The sequence below is a fragment of the Paenibacillus lignilyticus genome (assembly GCF_017942085.1).
Taxonomy (GTDB): Bacteria; Bacillota; Bacilli; order Paenibacillales; family Paenibacillaceae; genus Paenibacillus_Z; species Paenibacillus_Z lignilyticus.
This window is the reverse complement of sequence record NZ_JAGKSP010000001.1, coordinates 1,105,758-1,128,637: the sequence shown is the minus strand read 5'-3', so window position 1 is coordinate 1,128,637 and position 22,880 is coordinate 1,105,758. Positions and strand designations below refer to the sequence as shown.

Annotated in this window: 22 protein-coding genes and 1 riboswitch; of the genes, 19 read left to right on the top strand and 3 right to left on the bottom strand. The window is 52.6% G+C overall.

Features of this window, described 5'->3' with window-relative positions:
* Nucleotides 1–93: 93 nt before the first annotated feature.
* The 4 genes from I8J30_RS04815 (at nucleotide 94) to I8J30_RS04800 (ending at nucleotide 4,380) form a co-directional block, all read left to right on the top strand.
* Nucleotides 94–1,437: an ABC transporter substrate-binding protein gene (locus I8J30_RS04815; RefSeq protein WP_210655842.1), complete on the top strand. Its 1,344-nt coding sequence runs from the start codon at nucleotides 94–96 to the stop codon at nucleotides 1,435–1,437.
* A gap of 62 nt (nucleotides 1,438–1,499) precedes the next feature.
* Nucleotides 1,500–2,381: a carbohydrate ABC transporter permease gene (locus I8J30_RS04810; protein WP_091213158.1), complete on the top strand. Its 882-nt coding sequence runs from the start codon at nucleotides 1,500–1,502 to the stop codon at nucleotides 2,379–2,381.
* Nucleotides 2,381–3,208, top strand: coding sequence for a carbohydrate ABC transporter permease (locus I8J30_RS04805; protein ID WP_210655841.1), 828 nt, complete (start codon nucleotides 2,381–2,383; stop codon nucleotides 3,206–3,208). The genes I8J30_RS04810 and I8J30_RS04805 overlap by 1 nt, the downstream gene beginning before the upstream one ends.
* A complete protein-coding gene (locus I8J30_RS04800) occupies nucleotides 3,205–4,380 on the top strand; it encodes a trans-sulfuration enzyme family protein (protein WP_210655840.1) in 1,176 nt (391 codons plus the stop codon). Before I8J30_RS04805 ends, I8J30_RS04800 begins: the two co-directional genes overlap by 4 nt.
* A 224-nt stretch (nucleotides 4,381–4,604) precedes the next feature.
* On the opposite strand, the gene I8J30_RS33545 is transcribed toward I8J30_RS04800, so the two are convergent.
* Complete coding sequence (locus tag I8J30_RS33545; RefSeq protein ID WP_276316069.1) at nucleotides 4,605–4,736, bottom strand: hypothetical protein; 132 nt, start codon at nucleotides 4,734–4,736, stop codon at nucleotides 4,605–4,607.
* Nucleotides 4,737–5,320: 584 nt separating this feature from the next.
* Here I8J30_RS33545 and I8J30_RS04795 point away from each other — a divergent pair.
* Nucleotides 5,321–5,524, top strand: coding sequence for a hypothetical protein (locus I8J30_RS04795; RefSeq protein WP_210655839.1), 204 nt, complete (start codon nucleotides 5,321–5,323; stop codon nucleotides 5,522–5,524).
* Between the two features lie 44 nt (nucleotides 5,525–5,568).
* On the opposite strand, the gene I8J30_RS04790 is transcribed toward I8J30_RS04795, so the two are convergent.
* Nucleotides 5,569–6,042 (bottom strand): DL-endopeptidase inhibitor IseA family protein, encoded by a 474-nt coding sequence (locus tag I8J30_RS04790; RefSeq protein WP_210655838.1) that lies wholly within the window; start codon nucleotides 6,040–6,042, stop codon nucleotides 5,569–5,571.
* Nucleotides 6,043–6,212: 170 nt separating this feature from the next.
* Between I8J30_RS04790 and I8J30_RS33895 the strand changes: the two genes are divergently transcribed.
* The 10 genes from I8J30_RS33895 (at nucleotide 6,213) to I8J30_RS04740 (ending at nucleotide 14,102) form a co-directional block, all read left to right on the top strand.
* Nucleotides 6,213–7,514 (top strand): glycosyltransferase, encoded by a 1,302-nt coding sequence (locus I8J30_RS33895; RefSeq protein ID WP_338044802.1) that lies wholly within the window; start codon nucleotides 6,213–6,215, stop codon nucleotides 7,512–7,514.
* 4 nt (nucleotides 7,515–7,518) lie between these two features.
* A complete protein-coding gene (locus I8J30_RS04780; protein ID WP_210655837.1) occupies nucleotides 7,519–8,613 on the top strand; it encodes a glycosyltransferase family 2 protein in 1,095 nt (364 codons plus the stop codon).
* Entirely contained in the window at nucleotides 8,610–9,362 is a 753-nt protein-coding gene (locus I8J30_RS04775; protein ID WP_210655835.1) for a glycosyltransferase family 2 protein, read from the top strand. The genes I8J30_RS04780 and I8J30_RS04775 overlap by 4 nt, the downstream gene beginning before the upstream one ends.
* 31 nt (nucleotides 9,363–9,393) lie before the next feature.
* Nucleotides 9,394–10,119: a sugar phosphate nucleotidyltransferase gene (locus tag I8J30_RS04770; RefSeq protein ID WP_210655833.1), complete on the top strand. Its 726-nt coding sequence runs from the start codon at nucleotides 9,394–9,396 to the stop codon at nucleotides 10,117–10,119.
* Nucleotides 10,116–11,324, top strand: a complete 1,209-nt coding sequence (locus I8J30_RS04765) for a GT-D fold domain-containing protein (protein WP_240547777.1) — start codon at nucleotides 10,116–10,118, stop codon at nucleotides 11,322–11,324. Before I8J30_RS04770 ends, I8J30_RS04765 begins: the two co-directional genes overlap by 4 nt.
* Before the next feature lie 21 nt (nucleotides 11,325–11,345).
* Nucleotides 11,346–12,710 (top strand): glycosyltransferase family 2 protein, encoded by a 1,365-nt coding sequence (locus I8J30_RS04760; RefSeq protein WP_210655831.1) that lies wholly within the window; start codon nucleotides 11,346–11,348, stop codon nucleotides 12,708–12,710.
* Between the two features lie 100 nt (nucleotides 12,711–12,810).
* Nucleotides 12,811–13,098 (top strand): nucleoside-diphosphate sugar epimerase, encoded by a 288-nt coding sequence (locus I8J30_RS04755; RefSeq protein WP_091213180.1) that lies wholly within the window; start codon nucleotides 12,811–12,813, stop codon nucleotides 13,096–13,098.
* A 25-nt stretch (nucleotides 13,099–13,123) separates the two neighbouring features.
* Nucleotides 13,124–13,480 carry an alpha-helical endospore appendage domain-containing protein gene (locus tag I8J30_RS04750; RefSeq protein ID WP_091220098.1) on the top strand — a complete coding sequence of 119 codons (357 nt, stop codon included), beginning with the start codon at nucleotides 13,124–13,126 and terminating at the stop codon, nucleotides 13,478–13,480.
* The gene (locus tag I8J30_RS04745) at nucleotides 13,477–13,797 is read left to right on the top strand and encodes a hypothetical protein (RefSeq protein ID WP_210655829.1); all 321 of its coding nucleotides are present in this window, start codon (nucleotides 13,477–13,479) and stop codon (nucleotides 13,795–13,797) included. Before I8J30_RS04750 ends, I8J30_RS04745 begins: the two co-directional genes overlap by 4 nt.
* The gene (locus I8J30_RS04740) at nucleotides 13,794–14,102 is read left to right on the top strand and encodes a hypothetical protein (RefSeq protein ID WP_210655827.1); all 309 of its coding nucleotides are present in this window, start codon (nucleotides 13,794–13,796) and stop codon (nucleotides 14,100–14,102) included. The genes I8J30_RS04745 and I8J30_RS04740 overlap by 4 nt, the downstream gene beginning before the upstream one ends.
* A 57-nt stretch (nucleotides 14,103–14,159) precedes the next feature.
* Here I8J30_RS04740 and I8J30_RS04735 read toward each other — a convergent pair whose 3' ends face one another.
* Nucleotides 14,160–16,373 (bottom strand): putative bifunctional diguanylate cyclase/phosphodiesterase, encoded by a 2,214-nt coding sequence (locus tag I8J30_RS04735; protein WP_210655824.1) that lies wholly within the window; start codon nucleotides 16,371–16,373, stop codon nucleotides 14,160–14,162.
* A 124-nt stretch (nucleotides 16,374–16,497) separates the two neighbouring features.
* Nucleotides 16,498–16,598, bottom strand: a riboswitch (cyclic di-GMP riboswitch).
* Between the two features lie 262 nt (nucleotides 16,599–16,860).
* On the opposite strand from I8J30_RS04735, the gene I8J30_RS04730 reads away from it, so the two are divergent.
* From I8J30_RS04730 to I8J30_RS04715, 4 genes are all read left to right on the top strand, one after another.
* Nucleotides 16,861–17,985: a GntR family transcriptional regulator gene (locus tag I8J30_RS04730; RefSeq protein ID WP_210655822.1), complete on the top strand. Its 1,125-nt coding sequence runs from the start codon at nucleotides 16,861–16,863 to the stop codon at nucleotides 17,983–17,985.
* Between the two features lie 18 nt (nucleotides 17,986–18,003).
* Nucleotides 18,004–20,352: an AraC family transcriptional regulator gene (locus tag I8J30_RS04725; RefSeq protein ID WP_210655820.1), complete on the top strand. Its 2,349-nt coding sequence runs from the start codon at nucleotides 18,004–18,006 to the stop codon at nucleotides 20,350–20,352.
* 623 nt (nucleotides 20,353–20,975) lie between these two features.
* The gene (locus I8J30_RS04720) at nucleotides 20,976–21,911 is read left to right on the top strand and encodes an ABC transporter permease (protein WP_210655818.1); all 936 of its coding nucleotides are present in this window, start codon (nucleotides 20,976–20,978) and stop codon (nucleotides 21,909–21,911) included.
* Between the two features lie 15 nt (nucleotides 21,912–21,926).
* Nucleotides 21,927–22,817: a carbohydrate ABC transporter permease gene (locus I8J30_RS04715; protein ID WP_210655816.1), complete on the top strand. Its 891-nt coding sequence runs from the start codon at nucleotides 21,927–21,929 to the stop codon at nucleotides 22,815–22,817.
* Nucleotides 22,818–22,880: the final 63 nt, after the last annotated feature.

Below are 22,880 nucleotides of genomic sequence, written 5' to 3'. Positions count from 1 at the left end.
ACAACGTTTAAGCGCTTTCACTATAATCAACCTATCAGACAGGATGACTGTATGACGGTCTGACACATGAAATTAAATAGGGGGATGACATCAATGACAAGTCGCAACAAGCTTCTTACGACACTGCTTTGTGGTGTTGTATCAGTTGGTCTTTTGGCAGGATGCGGTAACAACTCGAATGATGGCACGGCTAGTAACTCAAACGCAAATGCAAACGCAGGTGCAAGTGACGAGAAAGTAAAGCTACGCATGATCGAAAGTTTAACAAGTCCGAACAGAACGAAACTGATTCAAGCTTCGATCGACAAGTTTGAAGCTGCGAATCCGAACATTGAAGTCGAATTCATTTCCCCTCCATTCGACCAAGCCGACAACAAGATCAGAACGATGCTCGGCGCCAAAGAGGATATCGACATCCTTGAGGTTCGTGACCTGAACGTTGCCGAAATGGTGAATAACGGCTTCGTTGAGCCGCTGAATGCTTACACGGATAAATGGGCTGATTTCGGAACATTGACAGCGGTATCCAAGTCCGTTGGTTCCGTAGGCGATAAATTATACTTCATTCCAAACGGTCTATACGAGAGACAATTGTTCTACCGTGCGGATTGGTTCAAAGAAATGGGCCTAACGCCGCCAAAAACATGGGATGAGCTCTACGAAACAGCGAAGAAGCTGACAGATCCCGCTAAGAACCGTTTCGGTTTCTCTTTCCGCGGAGGTTCAGGTTCGACAGGTACAACAGATGCCATGATTCAAGCTTTTAACGGTGCGAAAGTAAATGTTGAAGACTCGATGTTCACAACAGACGGCGCAACCATCTACTCGACGCCTGAAGCGAAAGCAGCAATGGAGCTTTACCTGAAGCTTTACAAGGATGCATCGCCACCGGATTCCGTTAACTGGGGCTTCCAAGAGCAAGTACAGGCGTTTACTTCCGGCGTAACGGGCATGCTGCTTCAAGATCCGGACGTTATTCAATCGCTTGCCGAGAAAATGGAAGAAGGCACATGGGCAACAGCGCCATTGCAAACAGGACCAACAGGCAAAGCATTGTTCGCAGCAGGTGGAGCAGGCTGGGGTATCGCAGCTAACTCCGAGCACAAAGAAGCAGCTTGGAAGCTGATTGAATTCTTGTCGAGCCCGGCTGAGAACACGCAATTCTCGAAAGACTTCGGACTTATTCCGGTTCATTCCAGCGCTACAGAAGATGAATTCTTCAAAACAGGCCCTTACAAAACATTGCTCGACATGTCCAACCAACCGGATACTTTCGTAAACTTCAAACCGGCATTCCAGTACGCAGGTAATGCACAATGGGGACAAGTTGCAATGGAAACTACGCAAGCGCTTCTGCTTGGTCAAGCGAATCTGGATGATACGCTGAAGAAGTGGGACAAGTATTGGGTAGACGAAAAGGCTAAAATGACAAAATAATGCTTATCAGGAGGGCGGCGACAAGCCGCCCTTACTAAATTCAAAGAGCAAGGCGGTGTCTTATGAAAAATCAACGCATCTTTATACTATCGGGGCTGCTTCCCGCTTTGTGTCTCGTGTTAGTGTTTACGTATTATCCGTTTCTTAAAGGGATTTTAATGGCTTTCCAGGATTACAAGCTGTTTGATTTACGTAATGTGCATTTCGTCGGTTTATCGAACTTCAAAGCGGCTTTCAAAGATCCAAAATTTCTGATGGCCATGAAGAACAGCGCCTACTGGGTATTCTGTTCCCTGATTTTGCAATTTATCTTAGGACTCCTTCTAGCTCTGGCGATGAAGAAACAATTCAGAGGCAGAGGGATTTATCAAGGTTTTGCTTTCTACTCCTGGGCATTATCCGGCTTCCTGATCGGCTTAATTTGGAAATGGATGTTCAACTCCCAAATCGGTGTTGTCAACGATTTGCTCCTCAAATTCGGAATTATTCATGAACGCATTGGTTTTCTATCCGATCCCAAATGGGCGATGGTATCCGTTATTGTCGCCAACGTCTGGTACGGCGTAGCTTTCTTCGCAATCATGCTGCTGGCTGCCCTGCAATCCGTTCCCGGCGAACTTTACGAAGCCGCGGATATGGACGGCGCTACCGGTATGCGGAAGCTGCTGAACGTAACTTTGCCTTACATTATGCCGACAATTATCGCGACAACGCTGCTGCGTGCGATTTGGATATTTAATGATCCGACGATTATTTACGGTTTAACCAACGGTGGTCCTGCAGGAACTACACATATTCTGTCCTCGCTTATGCTGGACAAAATTCTCTATGGCGGAGACTACGGTGCCGCATCGGCGATCGGTATTATTATGATAATTATTCTGTTGCTTTACACAATCTTCTTCCTAACAGTCACAAAGGCTGAGAAAGTAGGTGATTTCTAATGAAGCAGCGCCTTCTGAGCCTATTCCGATTCGTCTATTTATCCCTTTACTTAATCGCGATGGTTTTCCCGCTTTATTGGATCGTCATCACGTCACTCAAACCGCAGAAGGATATTTTCTCTTATCCGATTAAATATTGGCCGACTACATTCACGCTGGATAACTTTATCAATATTTTTAAAATATCCAAGTTCCATATCTACATCGGCAACAGCTTTCTGATTGCGATCTCGGCTGCATTAATCGTCTTGGTCATTGCGGTATTGAGTGCGTATGTCCTTGCCCGTTTTACCTTCAGAGGACATCGCCAAATCATGTTGGCGTTCTTCGTGACCCAGATGCTGCCCGGGTTTATCGCGCTTGCGCCGCTTTATCTGATGATGAGCCAGATGGACCTGCTCAACCACCGGATTGCGCTGGTCTTGATGTATACGGTCGGGCTAATCCCGTTCTCGACCATTATGCTGCGCGGCTTCTTCCAACGTATTCCCGGCAGTCTTGAAGAAGCGGCTATGATTGATGGCTGCTCGCGCTGGTCGGCATTGATTCGGATTATTATTCCCGTCATGCTGCCGGGGATTGCATCTACATTTATTTTCGCCTTCGTACAGAACTGGAACGAGTTGTTCCTGGCTGCTTTGTTTATTGATAACGATTCACTCAAGACGATTCCGGTCGCCATGAATTCATTTATTCTTAAATTCGACGTGGATTGGGGCTCAATGTCCGCAGGAGTGGTGTTGTCGATCATTCCAACGATTTTGATTTTCGCCTTTGCACAGCGGTTCATCGTTGAAGGTTTAACACAAGGAGCAGAAAAAGGATGAGTAAACCGGGGCAAGATGCCGTTACAGCGAGAGAAAAACAATTTACTCAAGTCTCTTACGATCAACTCGATTCGAGGCATCATGGCGCGATCCATATGCCGATTTATCAGAACAGCTTGTTTGCATTCGAGACATACGAAGAATTCGATAATGCTTTTCAAGCACTGCTCGACAATCATATCTATTCACGAGGCAACAATCCGACGGTAACGTACCTGGAGCAAAAGCTTGCGGAACTCGAAGGCGCGGACAAAGCGAAATGCTTCGCATCCGGCATGGCTGCCATTTCATCGGCCATCTTGTCTTCGGTACAGCAAGGTGATCACGTCATCTGTGTGGATCAAGCTTACGGCCCAACCAGGGAGTTTCTGGGCAGCTACATGGTGAAATTCGGCGTGGAAACGACGTTTGTGGATGGAACCTCCATTGACAGCTTCAGAGCGGCGGTTCGTCCGAATACGAAGCTGCTTTATCTGGAGAGTCCAACCTCAGGACTGTTCGAGCTGCAAAATCTGCGTGAATGCGCGGCTTATGCCAAGCTCATTGGTGCATTGACCATTATTGATAATACGTGGGCCTCACCTTGCTTCCAGAACCCCCTTGACCTCGGGGTGGATCTGGTCGTCCATTCCATTACGAAATACATTAGCGGTCATAGCGACTGTGTCGGCGGCGTCATACTTGGTTCGAATGAGCTGATCGACAAAGTCGGTTATGCCGAATATATGCTGCTTGGCGGTCTTATGACGCCGCAGACGGCTGCGCTCGTTTCCAAGGGGCTGCGCACCCTTCCGCTGCGTATGCAAAGGCACGAAGAGAGCGGATTGCTGCTGGCGGAGTATATGAGCCGCAAAGCGTATGTAAACCGCGTCAATCATCCGGGCTTGTCATCGCATCCGCAATATGAGCTGGGAAAAAGCCAGATGAAGGGCTACAGCAGCTTATTCTCCTTCGTGACGGATGAGCCGCTTGCGAAGATGAGAGCATGGGCTACCAAGCTGCAATATTTCAAGATCGCAGTCAGCTGGGGCGGTTTCGAAAGCCTCGTGACGGTGAATCCACTACCACCGGGCAGTGATGGACAATCCGCTACAGTAGTTAGACTGTATGTGGGGATGGAAGATCCGAAGGATCTGATGGCGGATATCGATCTCGCTTGGAATTCCCTATAGGCGTTGGCAATGCTGCAAAAAAGGACTGAGTATCGGAGTTTCCGATGCTCAGTCCTTTTTTACGACTTCGCCACCACAACAACCAACAACCGCACCAGCTCACGTTTCTCGCCAAAGGCGCACTGCCAACGCTACCCGCCAACCGACAAGTGCTAACCCCGCTACGAACCGCCTCAGCTCACTTGCCTCACCAAACGCGAACAAACCACTGCGGCTCTTGAGTCTCACCAATCGCCAACGATCCAGCCCGGCTCACGCGCCTGCCAATCGCCAACGATCCAAGCCGGCTCACGCGCCTCGCCAATCGCCAACGAACCAAGCCGGCTCACGCGCCTCGCCAATCGCCAACGAACCAAGCCGGCTCACGCGCCTGCCAATCGCCAACGAACTAACCCGGCTTATGCGCCTCATCAACCGCTTACGAATCACTTCGGCTCAAGCACCTCTCCTCCAACCAACCGCCCCAGCTCTCAAGTCTCGGTGACCGCAAACCAACCAACCAACCCAGCTCTCGAGTCTCACCAACCGCCAACAACCTACCCGGCTCTTAAGTCTCGCCAATCGCCAACCAACCATCCCGGCCCTCGAGTCTCGCGTCTCGCCAATCGCCAACGAGCCAACCTAGCCCCAAGTTCCGCCAACTGATAACCAACTGACCCGGCTCAAGTACATCGCCAACCGCTAACGAATTGTAGAGGTCTTATTTGAACCAATTCACGGGTTTTGAAAATCTAACGAATCGTACAGGCCTTATTTTGTGTCAGACTGCCATTTTCGGCTTAATTTACTCTAAATAAGGCTTCTACGATTCGTTAGAATTGAAAAGCGGCTGTTTTCGCTTAAATAAGACCTCCACGATTCGTTAGAACAAAATGGCGACAGCAAGGCTGTCTCGGACCTGAAGTCCGGCTAGCTAAGAGCAAACGGTTCACCAAGAGCGGTGGCTCGCCAGCATACGGCTCGCCAAGAGCGGGCGGTTCGCCAAGAGCGGGCGGTTCGCCAAGAGCGGGCGGTTCGCCAAGAGCATACGGTTCGCCAAGAGCGGCGGTTCGCCAAGAGCAATCGGCTCGCCAAGAACCGCGTACTCGCGTCAGACTATGCTGCGACTCACAGCAAAAAGGGCTATCCCGTCATCAACCGATGACTAGCGGACAGTCCCTTTTTTTTGTGCGTCTGCCTAGCGACCGATTACAGCTTGCCGATTGTGAACCGGTAATCGTAGCGTTTTCCGGAACGGCTGATGATTTTGTACCCGTAAGAAGTACGGGCAATGGTGTAGTAAATTGGCACATTGCCGTCAGGATCACCGGATAACATGGCACGGACCCGGATCCTTGTCTTCGTAATGCTCAGAATGCGCACGGATTCGACGAAGTCCGGGATGGGACCGGGATCGCCCAATATAACATAAACCCTTCCGTTATGGACGATGGACTTCAAGCTGCGCAGCTGAATGCGGCTGAAGGTTATGCCCCAATACTTGCGAAAATAAGCGTAAATTTTGGCCCTGGTACTGTAGCGTAGGGGCAGCTGGATATATTCAGTTCCGCCAACATTAATCTCTCTTCTATCAAAACTGGAGCCGTACACATCAAACCAAGCCGCTTCGGCCTTGTTTAGGAAGACACGAAGCGCTTGTCGAAGCTGTAGGCTTTCTACCATTGGCATCACCTCCTCTATGCCAACAGCATATGTAATTAGGTAGATTCAGTGACGTGAAAAACGCGAAAAATCAGCGCGGCTCCTGCCTTAACGTACAACAGCCGTTCCTCTTGCACTCTATCGTCCATAAACTAACTGGTAAAAAGACGGATATGGAGGTGAACGAGTTCATGAAGCCTAGCAGCGGAAGAGTCGTCCAGCAGATTCGGAAGCAGCCGCTCCTAAATGATAGAGTTTATGCCGGGTTATCGAAGGCAGCCGCGAGCCGCGCCAATCGCACAGTGTGGAGCGAGACCTCCGCCGCACCTCCAATCGCAGCGGCATCACCTCCAAGCCAACCGGCACCTTCCCGAAAAAGAAAACCAGCCATCGAAGCGAAATCCGTCCCGCGAGCAAGCAGGAAGGCAAGTGCGAAGAAAGCCGTGTCTAATAAACGGGCAGCGAAACAGCGGGTGATCGTTCAACATGCGGCCCCTGCGAAAGTCACGGCGTTGACGACTAAGTCCAGAATGATCGTATCCAAAGCTGCCCCGCAGAAGCAGAAACAGAAGCAGAAGCAGACTCCGGCAGTTGAAACCATCAGGGAGCAGGCATTCCGAATAACCGAGCCGCAGCCAATGCCGATTCTACAGCCACAGCCGCAACTGCACGCACACTCGCAGCCACAAACGCAATCCTATCCACCCCCACTGCCTCAACCAAAGCTCGATCCAATAGTGACGGTATCTGCAACACCGGCGAATCCGGTCGTGTCGGTCATCATCCCCGTCATGAATGAGCGTCGTACCATTGGCAAAGTGATTCAAGAAGCGAAGAAGGTACATTCCAGCGTGGAAGTGATCGTCGTCATCAACGGATCAACTGACGGCTCGGCAGCCATCGCAAGGCGCAAGGGGGCTAAAGTTATTCCGTTCGCGGAGCCGCTTGGCCATGACGTCGGACGAAGTGTCGGGGCTGCTGCCGCCAGCGGACAGGTGCTGCTCTTTCTGGACGGGGATATGATCATCAAGGCGTCGGGTCTGAAAGCCTTCGTTCAATCGGTCCTGCACGGCGGAGTGGATGTAGCGCTAAACGATTACTCCGGTCCCACGAACAAATCATCCGTCCACAGTGTCGTCCTTGCGAAGCATGCATTGAATACGATTCTGAGGCGGCCGGATTTGAAAGGCACCTCGATGACAGCCGTCCCCCATGCCATAAGCCGCGCCGCCCTAATGAGAATTGGGGCCGATGCACTCGCCATACCGCCGCTTGCGCATGCCAAGGCGGTCCAGCGCGGACTAATCGTGCAAGCAGTAAAACGCATTAATGTGGGGAAGCTCAACTTGCCCCGCAAACAGAGAGAACGGACGAATCCGCTTGAGCTGCTTATTGTAGGCGATCACTTGGAGGCCATCGATTGGCTGACGAAGCAGACCAACGATCGCGGCGGATACATGGATTTGGAGCGAAAACGTTATTTGGCGAGGTGAACGTATGCAATCCAGGAAGTCAGGCCGCTCAGGCAAAAGAGCGACTACTAGGACCCGCACGCATCGCTCGCGTGCGGCGCGAACAAATCAAGAGCGCGCTGCCGGAAGCTATACCGGCAAGCTGAGGAACGCTTTTAATGCCGGCTATGCCGAAGCTGCGCTTCTCCGTAAGAACGGGCATATCACGCAGGCCGGCACCACGGAAGCGAAGCTGCGAATGAATGAGCGTTGGACGATGCGCTGCGCAGGCCGAAACCACACCGATGCGCTGCGAGTTAAACTGCTGGCCGAAGGCAGAGCGTATGCCGACGGTTTCGCCGCCGCCCTGGATTTGCCGCGGGGCATGTGGCAGCCGATCGCAATGAGCAAGTCAGTCGCGGCCGTCGTCCTCGCCGTCCCGGGCATGAATCCGTCCGCGATCAAGCAGCTGCTGCGGCTGCCGCTGCAGGAAGTGATCGTCGTGCTGGAGGGGGGCAGCGAAGGCGAGTTTGCCGAGCTTCGCGCGGTACCGGAGATTACGATTATGCAAATCGGAGAGACGCTCGGCTCGGATGTCGGGCGGGCGATCGGAGCGCGAATGACAAGGTCCGATATTGTCCTGTTTGCTGACGGACAATCGTTAATCGCAGCAGAGCAGCTTGCGCTCATGCTCTCGATTGCTGAGACCGGCGCGGACATTGTAGTGGAGGATCAGACGCCTTCACTTGGGGTTTTCAAGACTTGGGAAGAAGCTGCGCGGGTTCGGGCGTTCATGAACTGGTCGCTCGGCCGTTCTGAGCTGCTGGCAAACTCGGTTGAACTGCTGCCGCATGCTTGGTCGCGGCATGGAATGGAAACCGTCGGCGTATCGAAGCTTGCGGTCCCGCCAATGGCGCACATGGCCGCCATTCAGCACAAGCTGTTATTCCGAAGCTGCTCGCTGAGCAAGGCGCGCAAGAACAAAACGGTCGCCAGAAGACCGGTTTCGGTAGTCTCCAAGGAGCTGTCCGTTGGCGACCACATCGAAGCACTGCAGACAGCAATGAGAGCGAAAGGTCCAAGACTGACATTTCCAGATCAGGTTCGGCGGCGTGCCGCTGCGGGAGGAACAGCTACATGAAGGGCATGACGAGCATTATTATACCGAGCTATAACGGCCTATCGCTTCTGCAGGATGCCATCGGAGCCATACGCCGGTATACCGACTCGAATGAGACGCCTTATGAAATCATTGTCGTCGACAACGGCTCTGCGGACGGCACTTGCAAATGGTGCATCCGCGAAGGGATTCCCTGCCTGTCACTGGCCAGAAACACCGGATTTCCCTTTGCCTGCAATCGTGGATTGCGTATGGCACGCGGCGAATATCTGATGCTGCTAAACAACGATGTGACCGTCTCAGCCGGATGGCTGCCTGCATTGATCAGGGCGCTGACGGCACGCGCAGATATCGGCATGGTTGGCCCGGTGACGAATTACGTCAGCGGCAGACAGCAGGTTGATTATCCGTTCAGCTCCATGGAAGAGTTCCACGGGCAAGCTGCAACAGCACTCGTGCAGGAAGCGAAGCGCAGTGAGCCCATAATGCGGCTGGTCGGCTTCTGTATGCTGTTCAAGCGTTCGCTCTATGAACGGATCGGCGAGCTTGACGAGAGGTTCACGCCGGGTCACTACGAGGACGATGATTATTGCTTCCGGGCTCGCATGCACGGGTACTGTCTGCTTATGTGCAGGGATGTGTTCGTTCATCATCGCGGGAGCGCGAGCTTCAAACGCAGCAATCCGCAGGAGGTGCAGCAGCTCGTCGAGCGCAATCGGCAGCATTTTATCTCCAAGTGGAAGGTAGACCCCGCTAAGTTCATGTATTGAGCGCAAAGGCAAAGCAAAGGAGGTTATTTATTTGAAAGCTGTTATCTTGGCCGGCGGTACGGGAACGCGCCTTATGCCGCTGACGAAGCTCTTAAACAAACATTTGCTGCCGGTCGGGAGGCTCCCGATGATTTGCTATAGCATTAACAGTCTGCAAAAAGCCGGAATTACGGACATTTTGCTCATTACAAGCCGAGCCTCTGCCGGGATGTTTACGTCTTTTCTCGGAAGCGGTGTAGAGTACGGGGTGTCGCTTACTTACCGCATCCAGGAAGAAGCCGGAGGCATTGCCCAGGCGCTTGAGCTGGCGCGCTCCTACGTAGGCGAGGATGCCAAATTTATCGTGCTGCTCGGTGACAATTTGTTCGAAGAGTCGCTGGCCCCTCATCTGGAAGCGTTCATGCTGCAGCCTGAAGGTGCGATGGTGCTGCTCAAGCAAGTGCCTGACCCCGAACGCTACGGAGTCCCGGTATTCGATGAGGATGGGCGGATTATTCACATCGATGAGAAGCCGAAGCAGCCTTTAACCGACAGCTGCGTAACCGGGATCTATATGTTTGACGGCGAGGTCTTTCATTTCATTGCGGCACAGACGCCATCGCTGCGCGGGGAACTGGAAATTACCGATGTGAACAACGTTTACGCGAGCATGGGGAAGCTGGCGCACCGGTATATTACCGGTTGGTGGACAGATGCCGGTACCTTTCAATCGCTTCTTGAGGCTTCGATAAAGTTCAGCGAGGATGATGGGCCATGAAGGTGTTGCTGCGCAAGGTGGAGGGTACCCACAAGAGCGTGATGCTCACAGGCAGCAGTCGGCAAGAGCAGGGGCAGGCCGCCGCCAAACGGAACGTGCCGGCACAGAAGCCGCAACCACAGGCGCATGCTCCTGCAGCGGCTAAGACATCGGGTGGCGTTGCGCCGTCGAAGAGTGTGAAGAAACGGGCGCTTCCGGCGGTAACCGGAGGCAGGGGCGGATCCGCAAATGCCGGGCAATCGAGAAAATCAAGCGCGAGCGGACCGAAGAAAAGGACAAGAGGGCGGAAGTCGTCCTTGGTCAAGAAGCGGGGTCGCCGCCGGAGACAGCGAGACAGCGGCGCACTACAGCCTGGCATGGAGCATGGGCAATTCCATGACAATGCATTTACGGCGGGCTATGAGCTTGGCAAGTACGAGGGAGGGGAGCTGCTGCTGGAGCAGGTGCTCCCGATGAATCTGCTTCTCCCCGAGGTACGGCTCCAAGACGTCATTGCCCTCGGTGCCGAGCATTTGCGGCCGAGATGTCTGCCTCTCATGGATGTTCACGAGGTGTATGCCGAGATGGAACAGGCCATTCATGAGCGCAGACCGTGCGCGGTCGTCAGGCTTGGTGACGGGGAACTGCTGACGCTGGCGCAAGATGCCGTCTACGACACCGCTACGATCCAGCGGGAAGGCACCTTTCTGCCTTACGCCGGCGTGAATCCGCCGGATCTGCTGGCGCGTGATCAGCTCTTGCACGCCATACGCCATGCGCATGTCGTCGGTGTGCCGCTGGCGCGCAGGAAACATTTTCACCCGCTGCTGCATCCGGTGTTTCGCGCGCATCATCTTGACCCTGCGACGCTTCGGATGACGAACTCGACGGTCAATTACGGGCTTTCCCAAACCGGTCTGCTCGGCAGCCTGCTCGCCGGCAAGCAGCTGCTCGTCATCGGCAATGCGGCTCCGGCGCTGGCGCATATGCTCTCGGAACGGGGATTCATCGTGTCGGGGCTCATCAGCCCGGTACGGGGAGTGCGCGATGTGGAACGCGTCATCTTGGAGAGCAGACATGTGGAATTTGATTTGGCGCTCGTATCCGCGGGAATTGCAGCCGTTATGATTTGCACTCGGATCGCGCACGAGCGGGGCAAGACAGCGCTTGATTTTGGCCATATGGCAGATGCCATCGTGAAGGGTCAGGTTGCGCTTACGCATTAAAGACAGGAGAGGGCAGAGCGAATGAGAAGGCAAGCGCATGGACATCGCAAGCGGAAGAAATCGACGGCGGCTACGAGTACCTCTGCGGCTCGCAAGACGAAGAAATCCAGCCGGTTTCCAATCGGAATGGAAGCCGGCTATCAGGAAGGCGTCCGCACGGGGTACTTTGGCTTCGGTACTTATTTTGAAGGCACCAGCATCATCATTCCAAGCTACAACAAAGTGGATTTCTTGAAGAAATGCATTGCCAGCATCGAGCGGCACACGGGCAGCGCCTATGAAATCATTATCGTGGACAATGCGTCAACGGACGGCACGGCTGCTTATCTGCGCGGGCTCGGCAACCGGGTGCGGTATCGGCTGCTGGAGAGCAATCGCGGGTTCGCCGGTGCGACAAATATCGGTATGATGATGGCAAAGGGCTCTTATTTGATGATGCTCAACAACGATACGATCGTGACGGAGCGTTGGCTCGATAATATGATGGCTTGCTTAAACAGTGATCCCGCAATCGGCATGGTTGGCCCCGTGACGAACTATATCAGCGGTGACCAGCGCATTGAAGTTCCCTACAAGAGCGTGAAGGGGATTGCTCCGTTCGCAAGACTATATAATATTCCAAACCCGGCTAAATGGCAGCGAACCGACCGATTAACGGGCTTCTGTCTGCTGTTTCGACGCGAGCTGTGGGATCGAACCGGCTATCTGGACGAGGGCTACCGAATCGGCAACTATGAGGATGACGATTACAATATCCGCGTTCGCTTGCAGGGGTATGGGCTCGCGATCGCGCGCGATTCGTTCATTCATCATTTCGGCAGCGTCAGCATGAAGGCGCTTGGAGAAAAGATTGTTGAGGTTAACGACCATAATCTGCAGGTATATGTGGAGAAATGGGGCAACCCTCACGATCTTGTCCATCAAGTTCAGGCTGTGCATGCTTCGTTGGATATGGCGCAAGGGGAGTCGGCTTTCTTTCCTCAATACGTCGTCGTTCGCGGTGTGTCAGGAGCGCTCTACTGGGTGGAAGGCGGGATGCGTCGTCCAATTGCAGGCCAAGTTGCCCTGCCTATTGTTCGGCTCTCGCAAGTGGATTTGCGCCGCTGGCCGATTGGGGAGAGCATTGCGGCCGAAGCGGTGGAAGCAGGCTGGCTCGGAAGAAGCCTCGATGGCTCACCGACGTTGCAAGGGGTTACGGCTGCTGGCGCGGACGGCAGCTTCTATGTGGTCGAGAACGGCGTTCGGCGCCGCGTGGCCAGCGCGAAAGCAGCAGAGGCGTGGTGCTTGCAGTGGAAGCCCGCAGGACTGGTGACGGAGGAGCAGCTCGGCATGCTGCCTGAGGGCCTGCCGATTATCGCGCCCGTTCAGGTTGCCGAACAGTTGTAGCGCCTTGGCTGTCTTGGCTGTGCCAAGCGGAGAGGGCGTCGCATATGTTAACAAAGAGACCGATTCCTGATATTGCGATGGGTAAAGGAGGGACTGCGCCTTGCAGCATATCGTAACGGAAATGATTGAGCATATGTCACATTCCCATGAGCAGCTGGCGCGCGTCTTGGAGGCGAAGCGTCATGTCGCAGTCCGGATGGCACAAATCGTGCACGCATTGCCGGACACGCACCCAAGCTTCGGCGGGGTCAGCGAGCTGATGGATAATTCCCAAGTGATGACTAGGAGTGTAGTGGCTTATTTGAACAGCATTGCAGAGCTGCAGGAGTCGCTTGCCCTGACGATTTCGGTCGTGATGAAAGAGATGGACGTCGAGGACGAAGAATAGGCGGAGGAAAGGAAGCGTGCTGGTTATGAGTCGTGAAACCGCATATATCCGAATGCTGGATGCCTCCGCTAAGCTGCAATGGAATGTGGCGATGATTCTGGAGGCAAAGGCCGTCGAAGCGGAGAAGGTTCGCGCTTGGTTGTGCAATCATATCACGCCGGACGCATTTACAGAGCATCAAGACCAATGGAAATCCTCGATGATGGTCCACGATCAGCTTGTGGAAGTGATTGACGGACTCGCGAAGCTCAATCATGGGATGACCAATGTACTGAAAGCGGCACTGCGCCAGGTGGATGATATGGGAATGGGGGCGGGACCGATGAACGGCATCGAAAATATGCTGGGCGGACCGTTCGATATGGGAGATAAACAGCGATGAATTGGAGCTTGAAGGAGCGGGAGGTACGGATTGAGCTGCTCGCGTCACTCTCCCGCAGCCAGCAAGCCGTCGCTCGCATTCTGAACAGCGTCGCCGCTGAGGCCGAGCGGGCGCCGGGGCTGGCGGAAGCCATACAGCGCAACATGAAGCGGCTCGAGGCGATGCAGCTGACGCTTACGACGATGGTAAGCGCCATGGAGAGCAGTCAAAGCCAAAGACGATGCAGAGTCAGCCGCTCTGCCAAGCCATGGCTGAGTGCAGTCGTACAGGTTGGTTCGCATCCAATACGGAAAGGTAAAGGAGGAACCGGAAAGTGATTGCAGCGGGAATAAGCGGGAAGAAAAGCAGCAAGTTGCCAATCGCACCACGGGTCACACCGAACAAGACTACAAGCAAGGCAGCAGACAGCCTGAAGAAGGCCGCCTCTACAACGAAGCGTAAACGGACAAAGTCAGGCACCGGCAAATCTTCCGTGCGCAAGCAGAAGCGCGGAAGGAAGCGGGGCTTGAGCAGTCCCGGTTATAATCGAGCTTTCGATAATGCTTACAATCAAGGCTATAATCTCGGCTTTGCCAAAGGTTTCGAGGATGGCCATCAGCTTGCCTATGAACAGCAAACCTAATGGCGATCAGCAGCTTGGAGGGAGTTCTGGCCATCATAGGAACGGGCTTGTACTCCCCTACGAATTGCTAAACGCATGGGCCGGAGCAAGCAGCGGCTCTACTTCGGATGCCCCAACGGGATAGCCGATGAGATAGCCTTGTGCACCGTCGCAGCGCTGTTCCTTCAAGAGGGCCAGCTGGGTCTCGTTCTCAACCCCTTCAGCGAGCACTTGAAGCTTGAGACTATGCGCCATGCCGATAATCGCCGTGACGATTGCCAAATCATCTTGATTGTGGTCGATGTTGCGAATGAAGCATTTGTCCATCTTAAGGGTATCAACAGGAAAAAGGCGCAGATAGCTAAGCGACGAGTACCCGGTCCCGAAATCGTCAATGGAAATGGAAACACCGAGCGCCTTCATTACGTGCAGCTTGTCTATAAGCGGGGCTTCGAAATTCGATGAAGCAACGCTTTCTGTAATTTCAAGATCAATGAGGCGCGGTTCGATCCCGGTGGAAAGCAGGATCGTCTTCAGCATCTCAATCAGGTTGTCCTGCTTGAATTGGCGCACCGATAGGTTGACGGACACCGGCAAGGGGGACAAGCCCGCTTGCTTCCAAGAATTGATTTGATCGCACACCTGCCGTATGACCCACTCGCCTATCGGAACGATAAGCCCGGTTTCTTCGGCAAGCGGTATGAATTCCGCCGGAGAAACGGCACCGAACTTCGGATGCGTCCAACGCAGGAGAGCCTCGAAGCCGCTCAAGCGGTCGGCTGACAAATCCTTCTTGCCCTGATAGACCAAATGCAGCTCGCCCTGCTGCAGCGCTTTGCGCAAGTCCTGCTCCAGCATCATTTTCCGCAAATTAACCTCGTTCATCTCCGTGCTGTAGAAGGCGTAATTATTTCTCCCCTGCCTCTTAGCCGCATACATAGCCGCATCCGCGTGAATCAGAAGCGTATCGGCATCCTGACCGTCTTTGGGATATATCGCAATCCCGATGCTCGTCGTAACGCTAATCTCTTGCCCTTTGAGGATGAAAGGCTCGGAGAGCCGTTCCAGCAGGGGCTCAATCAGAATCCCCAACGTTTCTGCGTTGCTATTCGGGAGCAGGATGACAAACTCGTCACCGGCAAGTCTGGCCGCAAAGGAGGATGGCTCCAGCGATCCCTGAAGCCGTTTCGCGAAGTTCTTAAGCAGACGGTCCCCAAGCGGATGCCCGAACGTATCGTTTATCGATTTGAACCTGTCCATATCAAGGAATAAGAGTGCAAAGCTAGCTGGCCTATGTACCGCATACCGGAGCTCTGCTTCGAGCTTCGTTATGAATTGATAGCGGTTCGGCAGGTCAGTCAATTGATCGTGATAAGCCATATAATTAATGGTTTCACGGGCGCTCTTCGTTTCCGAGATGTTACGGAAGTTCGAGAGGATGGCTGGGCGATTATTGAATAAAGTCGAAATTGAATTGGTTTCCACCTCGATCACTTCTCCATTGACCTTGTAAATACGAAGCTCCGTATAATCCAAGATGGTTTTGCCTGCAATAAGGTCGGCCGCTTTCGCGCGGATCAGGTCGTGATATTCCGGCAGAGCCAAGTCAAATACATCAACGCCGATTAATTCATCCAGGTGCTGCGCGCCGAGCATCGTCAGCCCCGATCGATTCATGTGAACAATTTTATTATCGATTTGGACGATATTGGCTTCGGGAGACAGCTCGAAAATTTGCCGGTAGCGATTCTCATTATCAAGCGCTTTCTTCTCGCTTCGCTGTGCATGCGCGATGATTCGGCGTCCGATGATGCATACGCTGACGCAAGTGATACAGCACATGGCGAACAGGGTGAACTGTACGACTCGGGAGAGCAGGTCCATTTCGAGCGTATAGGGGTTAAACAATTGATGGATGATGAGTACCACAATGCCATATCCACTTGCCAGCAGCGTCACATAGCGGTCCAGATAGATGAGGGAGAGAAGCGCGAAGAGGAAGACCACGATGCCGGAATTTGGCGTGGGTATAAACCACATGACGATGGAGCAGAGCAGGAATGAATAGGCGGAAATAATTAATTTCCCCTTCAGCGTCTTATAGGATTGCCGGTAAACGAAATAGAGCACAAGGCCAAGCGGAATGACGGAAGAGACGAATCGTGTGAAAACTTGAAAGGTTATCAGCTCAAGCGAGAGAACGGTTACATAGATAGGGAGCGAGGACAGGATAAGAAACATTAACGTGTAGGTCAGTAGTTTCGAACTAAACTGCTCGTATGAGGTTGCCAAGCCGATCACATCCTTTCTATGTCTATATTGGTATACAAAAAAACCTCGGCCCTTCAGAGCAAGATGGCGGCAATAGACCGATACGCATCTTCCCGCTTGGAGGCACCAAGGTCAGCAGATTAACTTCGGCAGTCTAGCTGTCGTATCCCATTCCTTGGTAGGATAAAAGACTTAGACCCAATGACTTTACGCCCCCTGTTTTCGAAGGGTTTGCCTATGAGAAACGATTCAAATTTGGCGAAAAATGTAGGAATATAGTTCTATTCCTATTTTCCATAATATCTCAGTCGCGTGAATGAGTCTCTGGAACCTATTTAAAAGGATAGAGTTGGTATTTATGAGCATGCACGGTGGCCGGCGTCATCAAACAAAGGACTAAAGGCGTATAAAATTAGGACTATGCTCATGGCCTTGTTCGAAAATAGACTATGGATTGACACAGATGATACACATGTCATATAGTCAAGCTAATCTAGCAGAGATGAAGGTGAATTGGTTGCCTACCTACCCGTATCACCGTATTAAGGAAGATATTCGAAAGCGCATACATATAGGCGAGTGGCAGGGATCTTCGCGATTGCCGTCCAGCCGCAATTTGGCGGAGTCCTATCAATCCAGCGTCAATACGATCGAGAAGGCGATTAAGGAGCTGTGCGGGGAAGGACTTCTCACACGGGACAACCGCCGAGGTACCTATCTCGCAGCTGGCGGGCTGAGTTCCGTGTCTCCATCGAGGAGCGGGAGCGGGCTAATCGCTGCATCCGTTATCGGCATCGGCAACCCGTTATGGGGAGCCGCCCTGCGCGGGATCGAGGAAGTGCTGCAGCCTAAAGGGTATCAGCTGATGAGCAGCAGCGATAACAGCAGCCTTGATAAGCTGGAGTCGTTCGTTGCGAGTGCGATTGCAAGGCAAGTGGAGGGGATTATTCTAAGTCCGATCCACGGGGGGCAGGACGAGCTGCGCAGTCGGCAGCTTTACGAGCGGTTATCGGCAAGCGGGATCCCGGTTATTTTCTTAGATCGGCGCGTTTGGGACAGCGATATCCCTTTTGTGACGAGCGATAACGCTTCCGGCGCTTATTCGCTCACGAAGTTGCTGCTTGCCAAGGGGCATCGACGGATTGCGTTCGTACGCAATTCGGATCTCAGCACGTTCTATGAACGGCTGCTTGGCATGAGACAAGCTTTTATTGAAGCGGGCGTTCCTTTTGAAACGGATTACGACTTGTGCATCCCGACCCGGTTCGAGAATTTCGAGTGCGAATTCGAAGGGTTTGTTTCCCGGCTTGCGAATGCGCTGGGTACGATGCGGTATACGGCTGTTTTTGCAGCGAATGATCAGATTGCCGAAGCTGCGCTCGCTGCGCTTGAGCGGCTTGGCCGGCGCGTCCCGGACGAGATGTCCCTTGTTACCTATGATGCGCAGGGGGTGAACGGGAAACTTCGACTGGATATCACAGGTGCGAACCAGCCTTTCTATGATATGGGACGCAGCGCTGCCCTTCAATTAATGCATGCGGCAGAAGGCAAGCAGCCGATCGCGGTTGCCGGACATATTTGCAAAGCGGACATTCATTACGGCAGCTCGGTTAGGGAAGCAAAGATTGAATAACAAGGGTGGTACTTGCTTATGAGCCTCATTCGTCTGTTTCAAGAGAAGAAATATTTGCTGCGCATATTCTTATGGATTACCGGCGTTATTTTGCTAATTGTCGTTTCATTCTCCGCCCTTGTCTATGTGAATGTAGAGAAGAAGGTGTTCAAGAGCGAATACGAGAACAGCCAGAAGGTACTCTCGCAGATGAAATACAACATCGATTATCTCGATACGATGATTCGCAATATTACCCTCTCCACCTATGGCAGCAATGACGTGAAGGCGCTTATGTATTTGAACGATGAGGAAACGTACGAGCATTTGAATGTCATCAATAAACTAAACGCGACGATTGTGGCGAACAATCCGTTCATTCAGTCCATCTACATCTATAACAATCATAAGAAGCTCTATTACTCGACATATGGCGATTTGTATCATAAGGACGCAGAGCTCGATAAGGTGCTGCAAAGCTATACGAACATTCCGGTGCTCCGTGCAATTGTGCGCCGCAGTGCGGAAGCCGATGACCAAGGCGCAGGAGGAGCTGCTGCGAATACGGTATTAAGCTATGTGATGTATGAGACGACGGATCGCGATAACCGCATGGATGGCGCCATCATTCTGAACATTAAGCTGGACTGGCTCGTCGATAACATTCGTGCCATTAACCGGATTGAGGCCGGCGCGCGAAGCGAGCTCTACATCCTGGACAGCGGCAATGGGCTGATGGAGACCGATCCGGGTAATCCGGTGCAAGGCTCAACCTTCGCGAATACGATCAGGCAAGCTTATGTGGACCAGGCGAGCGGCGCAGAAGCCCGGTCTGCGCAGCCGTCGGGTTTCTTCAATCGGAGCATTGGCGGCGAGAAATATATCATCTCCTTTATTCGTCTGGAGAAGACCGGCTGGACGCTGCTGGATGCGAAACCGTACAAAGAGGCATACGCGAACTTGAAGCAGCTGCTGGATACGATTCTGCTCATTACGTTGGCGATCTTTGCCGGCGCGCTGCTGCTGACCTTGTCTGTTTCAAGAGGGATTTACAAGCCGGTCAGAAGGCTGATGGAACAGACCTCCCACGGCGGCTCGGTCACTCCGGGGGCCAAGGATGAATTCTCCTATTTAACCGAGGTGTATCGGAAATCAAGAGAGCAGCTGTACGAGTACCATTTGGAGAAAAACAATAATACCGGCATTATGAAGCTTTATTTCCTCAAGCGATTGCTTGTCGACAGCTTCAGTATGAGCGGCACGGCATTCGGGGAGGCGCTTCATTCCCTCCATCCCGCGTTATCGCAGGAGAAGCCGTTTGTAATCTGCGTGCTGCGTATCGACAACTATAAACTCTTCATGACGAAGAGCTTGGTGGAGCGGGAGCTTCTGCGTTTTGCGATAGCCAATATAACGACGGAGGTCATTAGCCGTTCATTCGCACATCAAACGGTAGACATGAAGGATGATTCATTTACGATCCTGCTCAATATCGATTCTGCCTTGCAGGCTGCCTTAGTCGAGGAGCTGTTGGTGGAAGCACAGCGCTATATTAAGGAACATTACAAAATTTCCTTCTCCGTCGCCATCAGCGAGCCGATTGAGCACTATCAAGCGATCGCGGCGGCGTACAGCCATACGTTCACGAACAGCTCCTATCGTTATGTGCAAGGCCATATGGCAGTCATCACGCAAGCGGAAATCGATGAACAGACGAGCAGTATGGATATGGAGCAGGTGATGGAGCTTACGGGCAAGTTCATCGAGGTCGTCAAGAAAGGCGATCCCGTGCGATCGGAAGAGAAATTCCGCGAGCTGTTCCGGAATATCCGCAAGCTGGAGTACAGCGACATTATGCTTGCCAGCATGCAGGTCGTGCATCATTTGAAGAAGGCTGTGTACGAAATGAACCGCACGCTCAAGGAGCCGATTCATATCCATGCGAAGCTGCTGAACAGGGAGCTGTACGAGGAGGAGACGGCGGAGCAGTTCGAGGAACAGCTGCTCGAAGCGGTTCAGACGATGACTAGTGAGCGCAAATCGGCTGCTGAGCAAGGCAATCAAGTGGCGGCAGATACGATCAAAGCTTTCATCGATTCGAATTATTTTGACTCCTCCCTCTCGGCGACCGATATTTCGGGCATGATGCGGCTCTCCGCTTATAAGCTGAGCAAGATATCGAAGGAGCATTTCGGCATGTCGATACCGGAGTACATCAATCAGGTCCGGTTGACGAAAGCGGTGGAGTGGATGGAGAACTCGAAGCTGAGCATTCAAGAAATTATGCGCCGAGTGGGAATCGAGAATGAAAGCTATTTCTATAAATTGTTCAAAGCGAAGTTTGGCTTGACGCCGCGGGAGTATATTGCCGGACGAGGGAAAGGGTGAAACCATTTCCCCGCTGTCTGTGATGCTGAGAGTAGGGAAATCCTACTCTCAGAGACTAAACCATCACATTTCCCCCGGTATGGGATGCAGAGAGTCGAGAAATCCGTCTCTCAGATCCAATTCCACGTTGGCATGTTGCTGAGAGTAGGGAAATCCTACTCTCGTTGATTAAATCACCCCATTTCCCCCGGAATGGGATGCAGAGAGTCGAGAAATCCGTCTCTCAGATCCAATTCCACGTTGAAATGTTGCTGAGAGTAGGGAAATCCTACTCTCGTTGATTAAATCACCCCATTTCCCCCGGAATGGGATGCAGAGAGTCGAGAAATCCGTCTCTCAGATCCAATCCCACGTTGAAATGTTGCTGAGAGTAGGGAAATCCTACTCCCAGAGATTAACCCACCTCATTTCCCCCGCCGTTGTGGAAGTTGAGATGCAAAAGGCCGCCGATCCCAGTATCGGCGGCCTTTTTTTGTTTTTGTACAGTGGATTTTCGGCGCATTTTAATATGGTACAGTGCTTTTTTGACGCTGCAAAAATGAGCAGTTTCGCCGATGACCCATTGCGCCGTATGCTCAGAATCGTAAACAACGAAATCGCAAAACGGCACAAAGGAGGAGCACATGAGCAGAGGAATCACTTCGGCATTTAGGAAGGAATGGAAGCATTTCACGAAAGGCAGAAGCTTATTAATGATCAGCCTGCCCGCGATCATCGTCGTCTTTATTTTCTATTACCTGCCGCTCTTTGGCATCGTGATCGCATTTAAAGACATCAATTATGCCGACGGCATTTGGGGCAGCGCCTGGTCGGGCTTAAACAATTTTAAGTTCTTCTTTAACTCCCAGGATGCGCTGCGGATCACGCGTAACACGCTCCTGTTGAATGGGGTATTCATCATCGTCGGGACGATCTGCTCCGTTATTGTAGGTCTGTTGATGGCGGAAATGGGCAGAAGGCTCGTGAAAATTTTCCAAACGATCCTGTTCTTCCCTTACTTTCTCTCGTGGGTCGTCGTCGGGTTTGTCACCTACATTCTGCTTAACCCAACCTACGGCGTCATCAATAAGGCAGTGGAGCAATTCCATGGCACGGCCATTGATTGGTATGGCAATCCGTCTTATTGGCCGCTCATTCTGACGCTGACTTACCTGTGGAAGAACGTCGGCTACACCGCGATTATTTTCTTCACCGGATTGCTCGCGATTGATTCGAGTTATTATGAAGCCGCTTCGATCGACGGAGCGTCCCGCTTTCAGCAGATTCGCAACATCTCGATTCCATTAATTACGCCGCTCATCACGATGCTGACCATGTTGAACATCGGCCGTATTTTCTACTCTGACTTCGGCTTGTTCTACTTCATACCGAGGGACGCAGGGATGCTCTACTCGACCACGGATGTGATGGACACGTACGTGTATCGGTCGCTGCGCGTCGTCGGGGATCTCGGAATGGCCTCGGCAGCAAGTTTGTATCAAGCGGTTGTCGGACTCCTCTTAGTGCTGACAACGAATCTGCTCGTTCGAAAATACAGCAAGGACAACGCGTTGTTCTAATGGAGGTGAGCGCAAATGCACGCAGCTAGAGCGGGCAGGCCGGGCGGCAATCATGTACTGATCGTATTGGTTCTGACCCTGCTGTCGATTCTGATTATTTTTCCATTGCTGTACGTGGTATCGGTCTCGCTCTCCTATGACGCAGACATTGCCAGGTACGGTTACCAGCTCATTCCGAAGCGGCTGACGTTTACCGCCTACTCTTATTTGCTTCAGAATCCGAAGCTGCTGCTGCAATCGTATTTCATTACGGTGGTTGTCACGGTGGTCGGAACCGCAATCGCCCTTCTCCTTACGTCCTCGATTGCATACGTCATGACGCGTAAGGATTACAGGTACGGCAAGGCAACGACCTTCTTCGTGTTCTTCACGCTGCTCTTCAATGCGGGACTTGTTCCCTCATACATGATCATGACGAATGTGCTGCATCTGCAGGATACGATCTGGGCTTTGATTCTTCCGTATGGCGTCAGTGCTTGGTTCGCGATGCTGATGAAGGGGTTTATGCAGGGACTGCCGTTTGAAATCATCGAATCCGCGAAGATCGACGGCGCAACGGAGCCGAGCATTTTCGTGCGAATCATTCTTCCGCTATCGAAGCCGGCTCTGGCGACGATCGGGTTGTTCTACGCGCTGGCGTTCTGGAACGATTGGTGGCTGGCCATGCTCTACATTCAGAACGAGAAGCTGATCCCGCTGCAGTTCTTCTTGAACCGCATCATGACCAATATCGAGTTCCTGACTAAGAATGTGCAAGCCGGCATCAGCGTTGATCTGAGCGCGATTCCGACGGAATCATCTCGTATGGCCATTGCGATTCTCGCGGCTGGGCCGATGTTGTTCGCGTTCCCGTTCTTCCAGAAATATTTGGTCAAAGGGTTAACGGTCGGTGCAGTGAAAGGCTAAAAGCTGATGAAGGGTGCAGGCTCGGCTTGAAAAGTTGTACTGGATTATCGGTCCGTTCTCGGA

What these genes read in the sequence shown, in the direction of transcription:
- I8J30_RS04815 (WP_210655842.1), top strand. Translation starts at nt 94, where the DNA reads ATGACAAGTCGCAACAAGCTTCTTACGACACTGCTTTGTGGTGTTGTA.
- I8J30_RS04780 (WP_210655837.1), top strand. Translation starts at nt 7,519, where the DNA reads ATGCAATCCAGGAAGTCAGGCCGCTCAGGCAAAAGAGCGACTACTAGG.
- I8J30_RS04775 (WP_210655835.1), top strand. Translation starts at nt 8,610, where the DNA reads ATGAAGGGCATGACGAGCATTATTATACCGAGCTATAACGGCCTATCG.
- I8J30_RS04715 (WP_210655816.1), top strand. Translation starts at nt 21,927, where the DNA reads ATGCACGCAGCTAGAGCGGGCAGGCCGGGCGGCAATCATGTACTGATC.
- I8J30_RS04765 (WP_240547777.1), top strand. Translation starts at nt 10,116, where the DNA reads ATGAAGGTGTTGCTGCGCAAGGTGGAGGGTACCCACAAGAGCGTGATG.
- I8J30_RS04725 (WP_210655820.1), top strand. Translation starts at nt 18,004, where the DNA reads ATGAGCCTCATTCGTCTGTTTCAAGAGAAGAAATATTTGCTGCGCATA.
- I8J30_RS04805 (WP_210655841.1), top strand. Translation starts at nt 2,381, where the DNA reads ATGAAGCAGCGCCTTCTGAGCCTATTCCGATTCGTCTATTTATCCCTT.
- I8J30_RS04810 (WP_091213158.1), top strand. Translation starts at nt 1,500, where the DNA reads ATGAAAAATCAACGCATCTTTATACTATCGGGGCTGCTTCCCGCTTTG.
- I8J30_RS04790 (WP_210655838.1), bottom strand. Translation starts at nt 6,042, where the DNA reads ATGGTAGAAAGCCTACAGCTTCGACAAGCGCTTCGTGTCTTCCTAAAC.
- I8J30_RS04750 (WP_091220098.1), top strand. Translation starts at nt 13,124, where the DNA reads ATGAGTCGTGAAACCGCATATATCCGAATGCTGGATGCCTCCGCTAAG.
- I8J30_RS04800 (WP_210655840.1), top strand. Translation starts at nt 3,205, where the DNA reads ATGAGTAAACCGGGGCAAGATGCCGTTACAGCGAGAGAAAAACAATTT.
- I8J30_RS04760 (WP_210655831.1), top strand. Translation starts at nt 11,346, where the DNA reads ATGAGAAGGCAAGCGCATGGACATCGCAAGCGGAAGAAATCGACGGCG.
- I8J30_RS04720 (WP_210655818.1), top strand. Translation starts at nt 20,976, where the DNA reads ATGAGCAGAGGAATCACTTCGGCATTTAGGAAGGAATGGAAGCATTTC.
- I8J30_RS04745 (WP_210655829.1), top strand. Translation starts at nt 13,477, where the DNA reads ATGAATTGGAGCTTGAAGGAGCGGGAGGTACGGATTGAGCTGCTCGCG.
- I8J30_RS33895 (WP_338044802.1), top strand. Translation starts at nt 6,213, where the DNA reads ATGAAGCCTAGCAGCGGAAGAGTCGTCCAGCAGATTCGGAAGCAGCCG.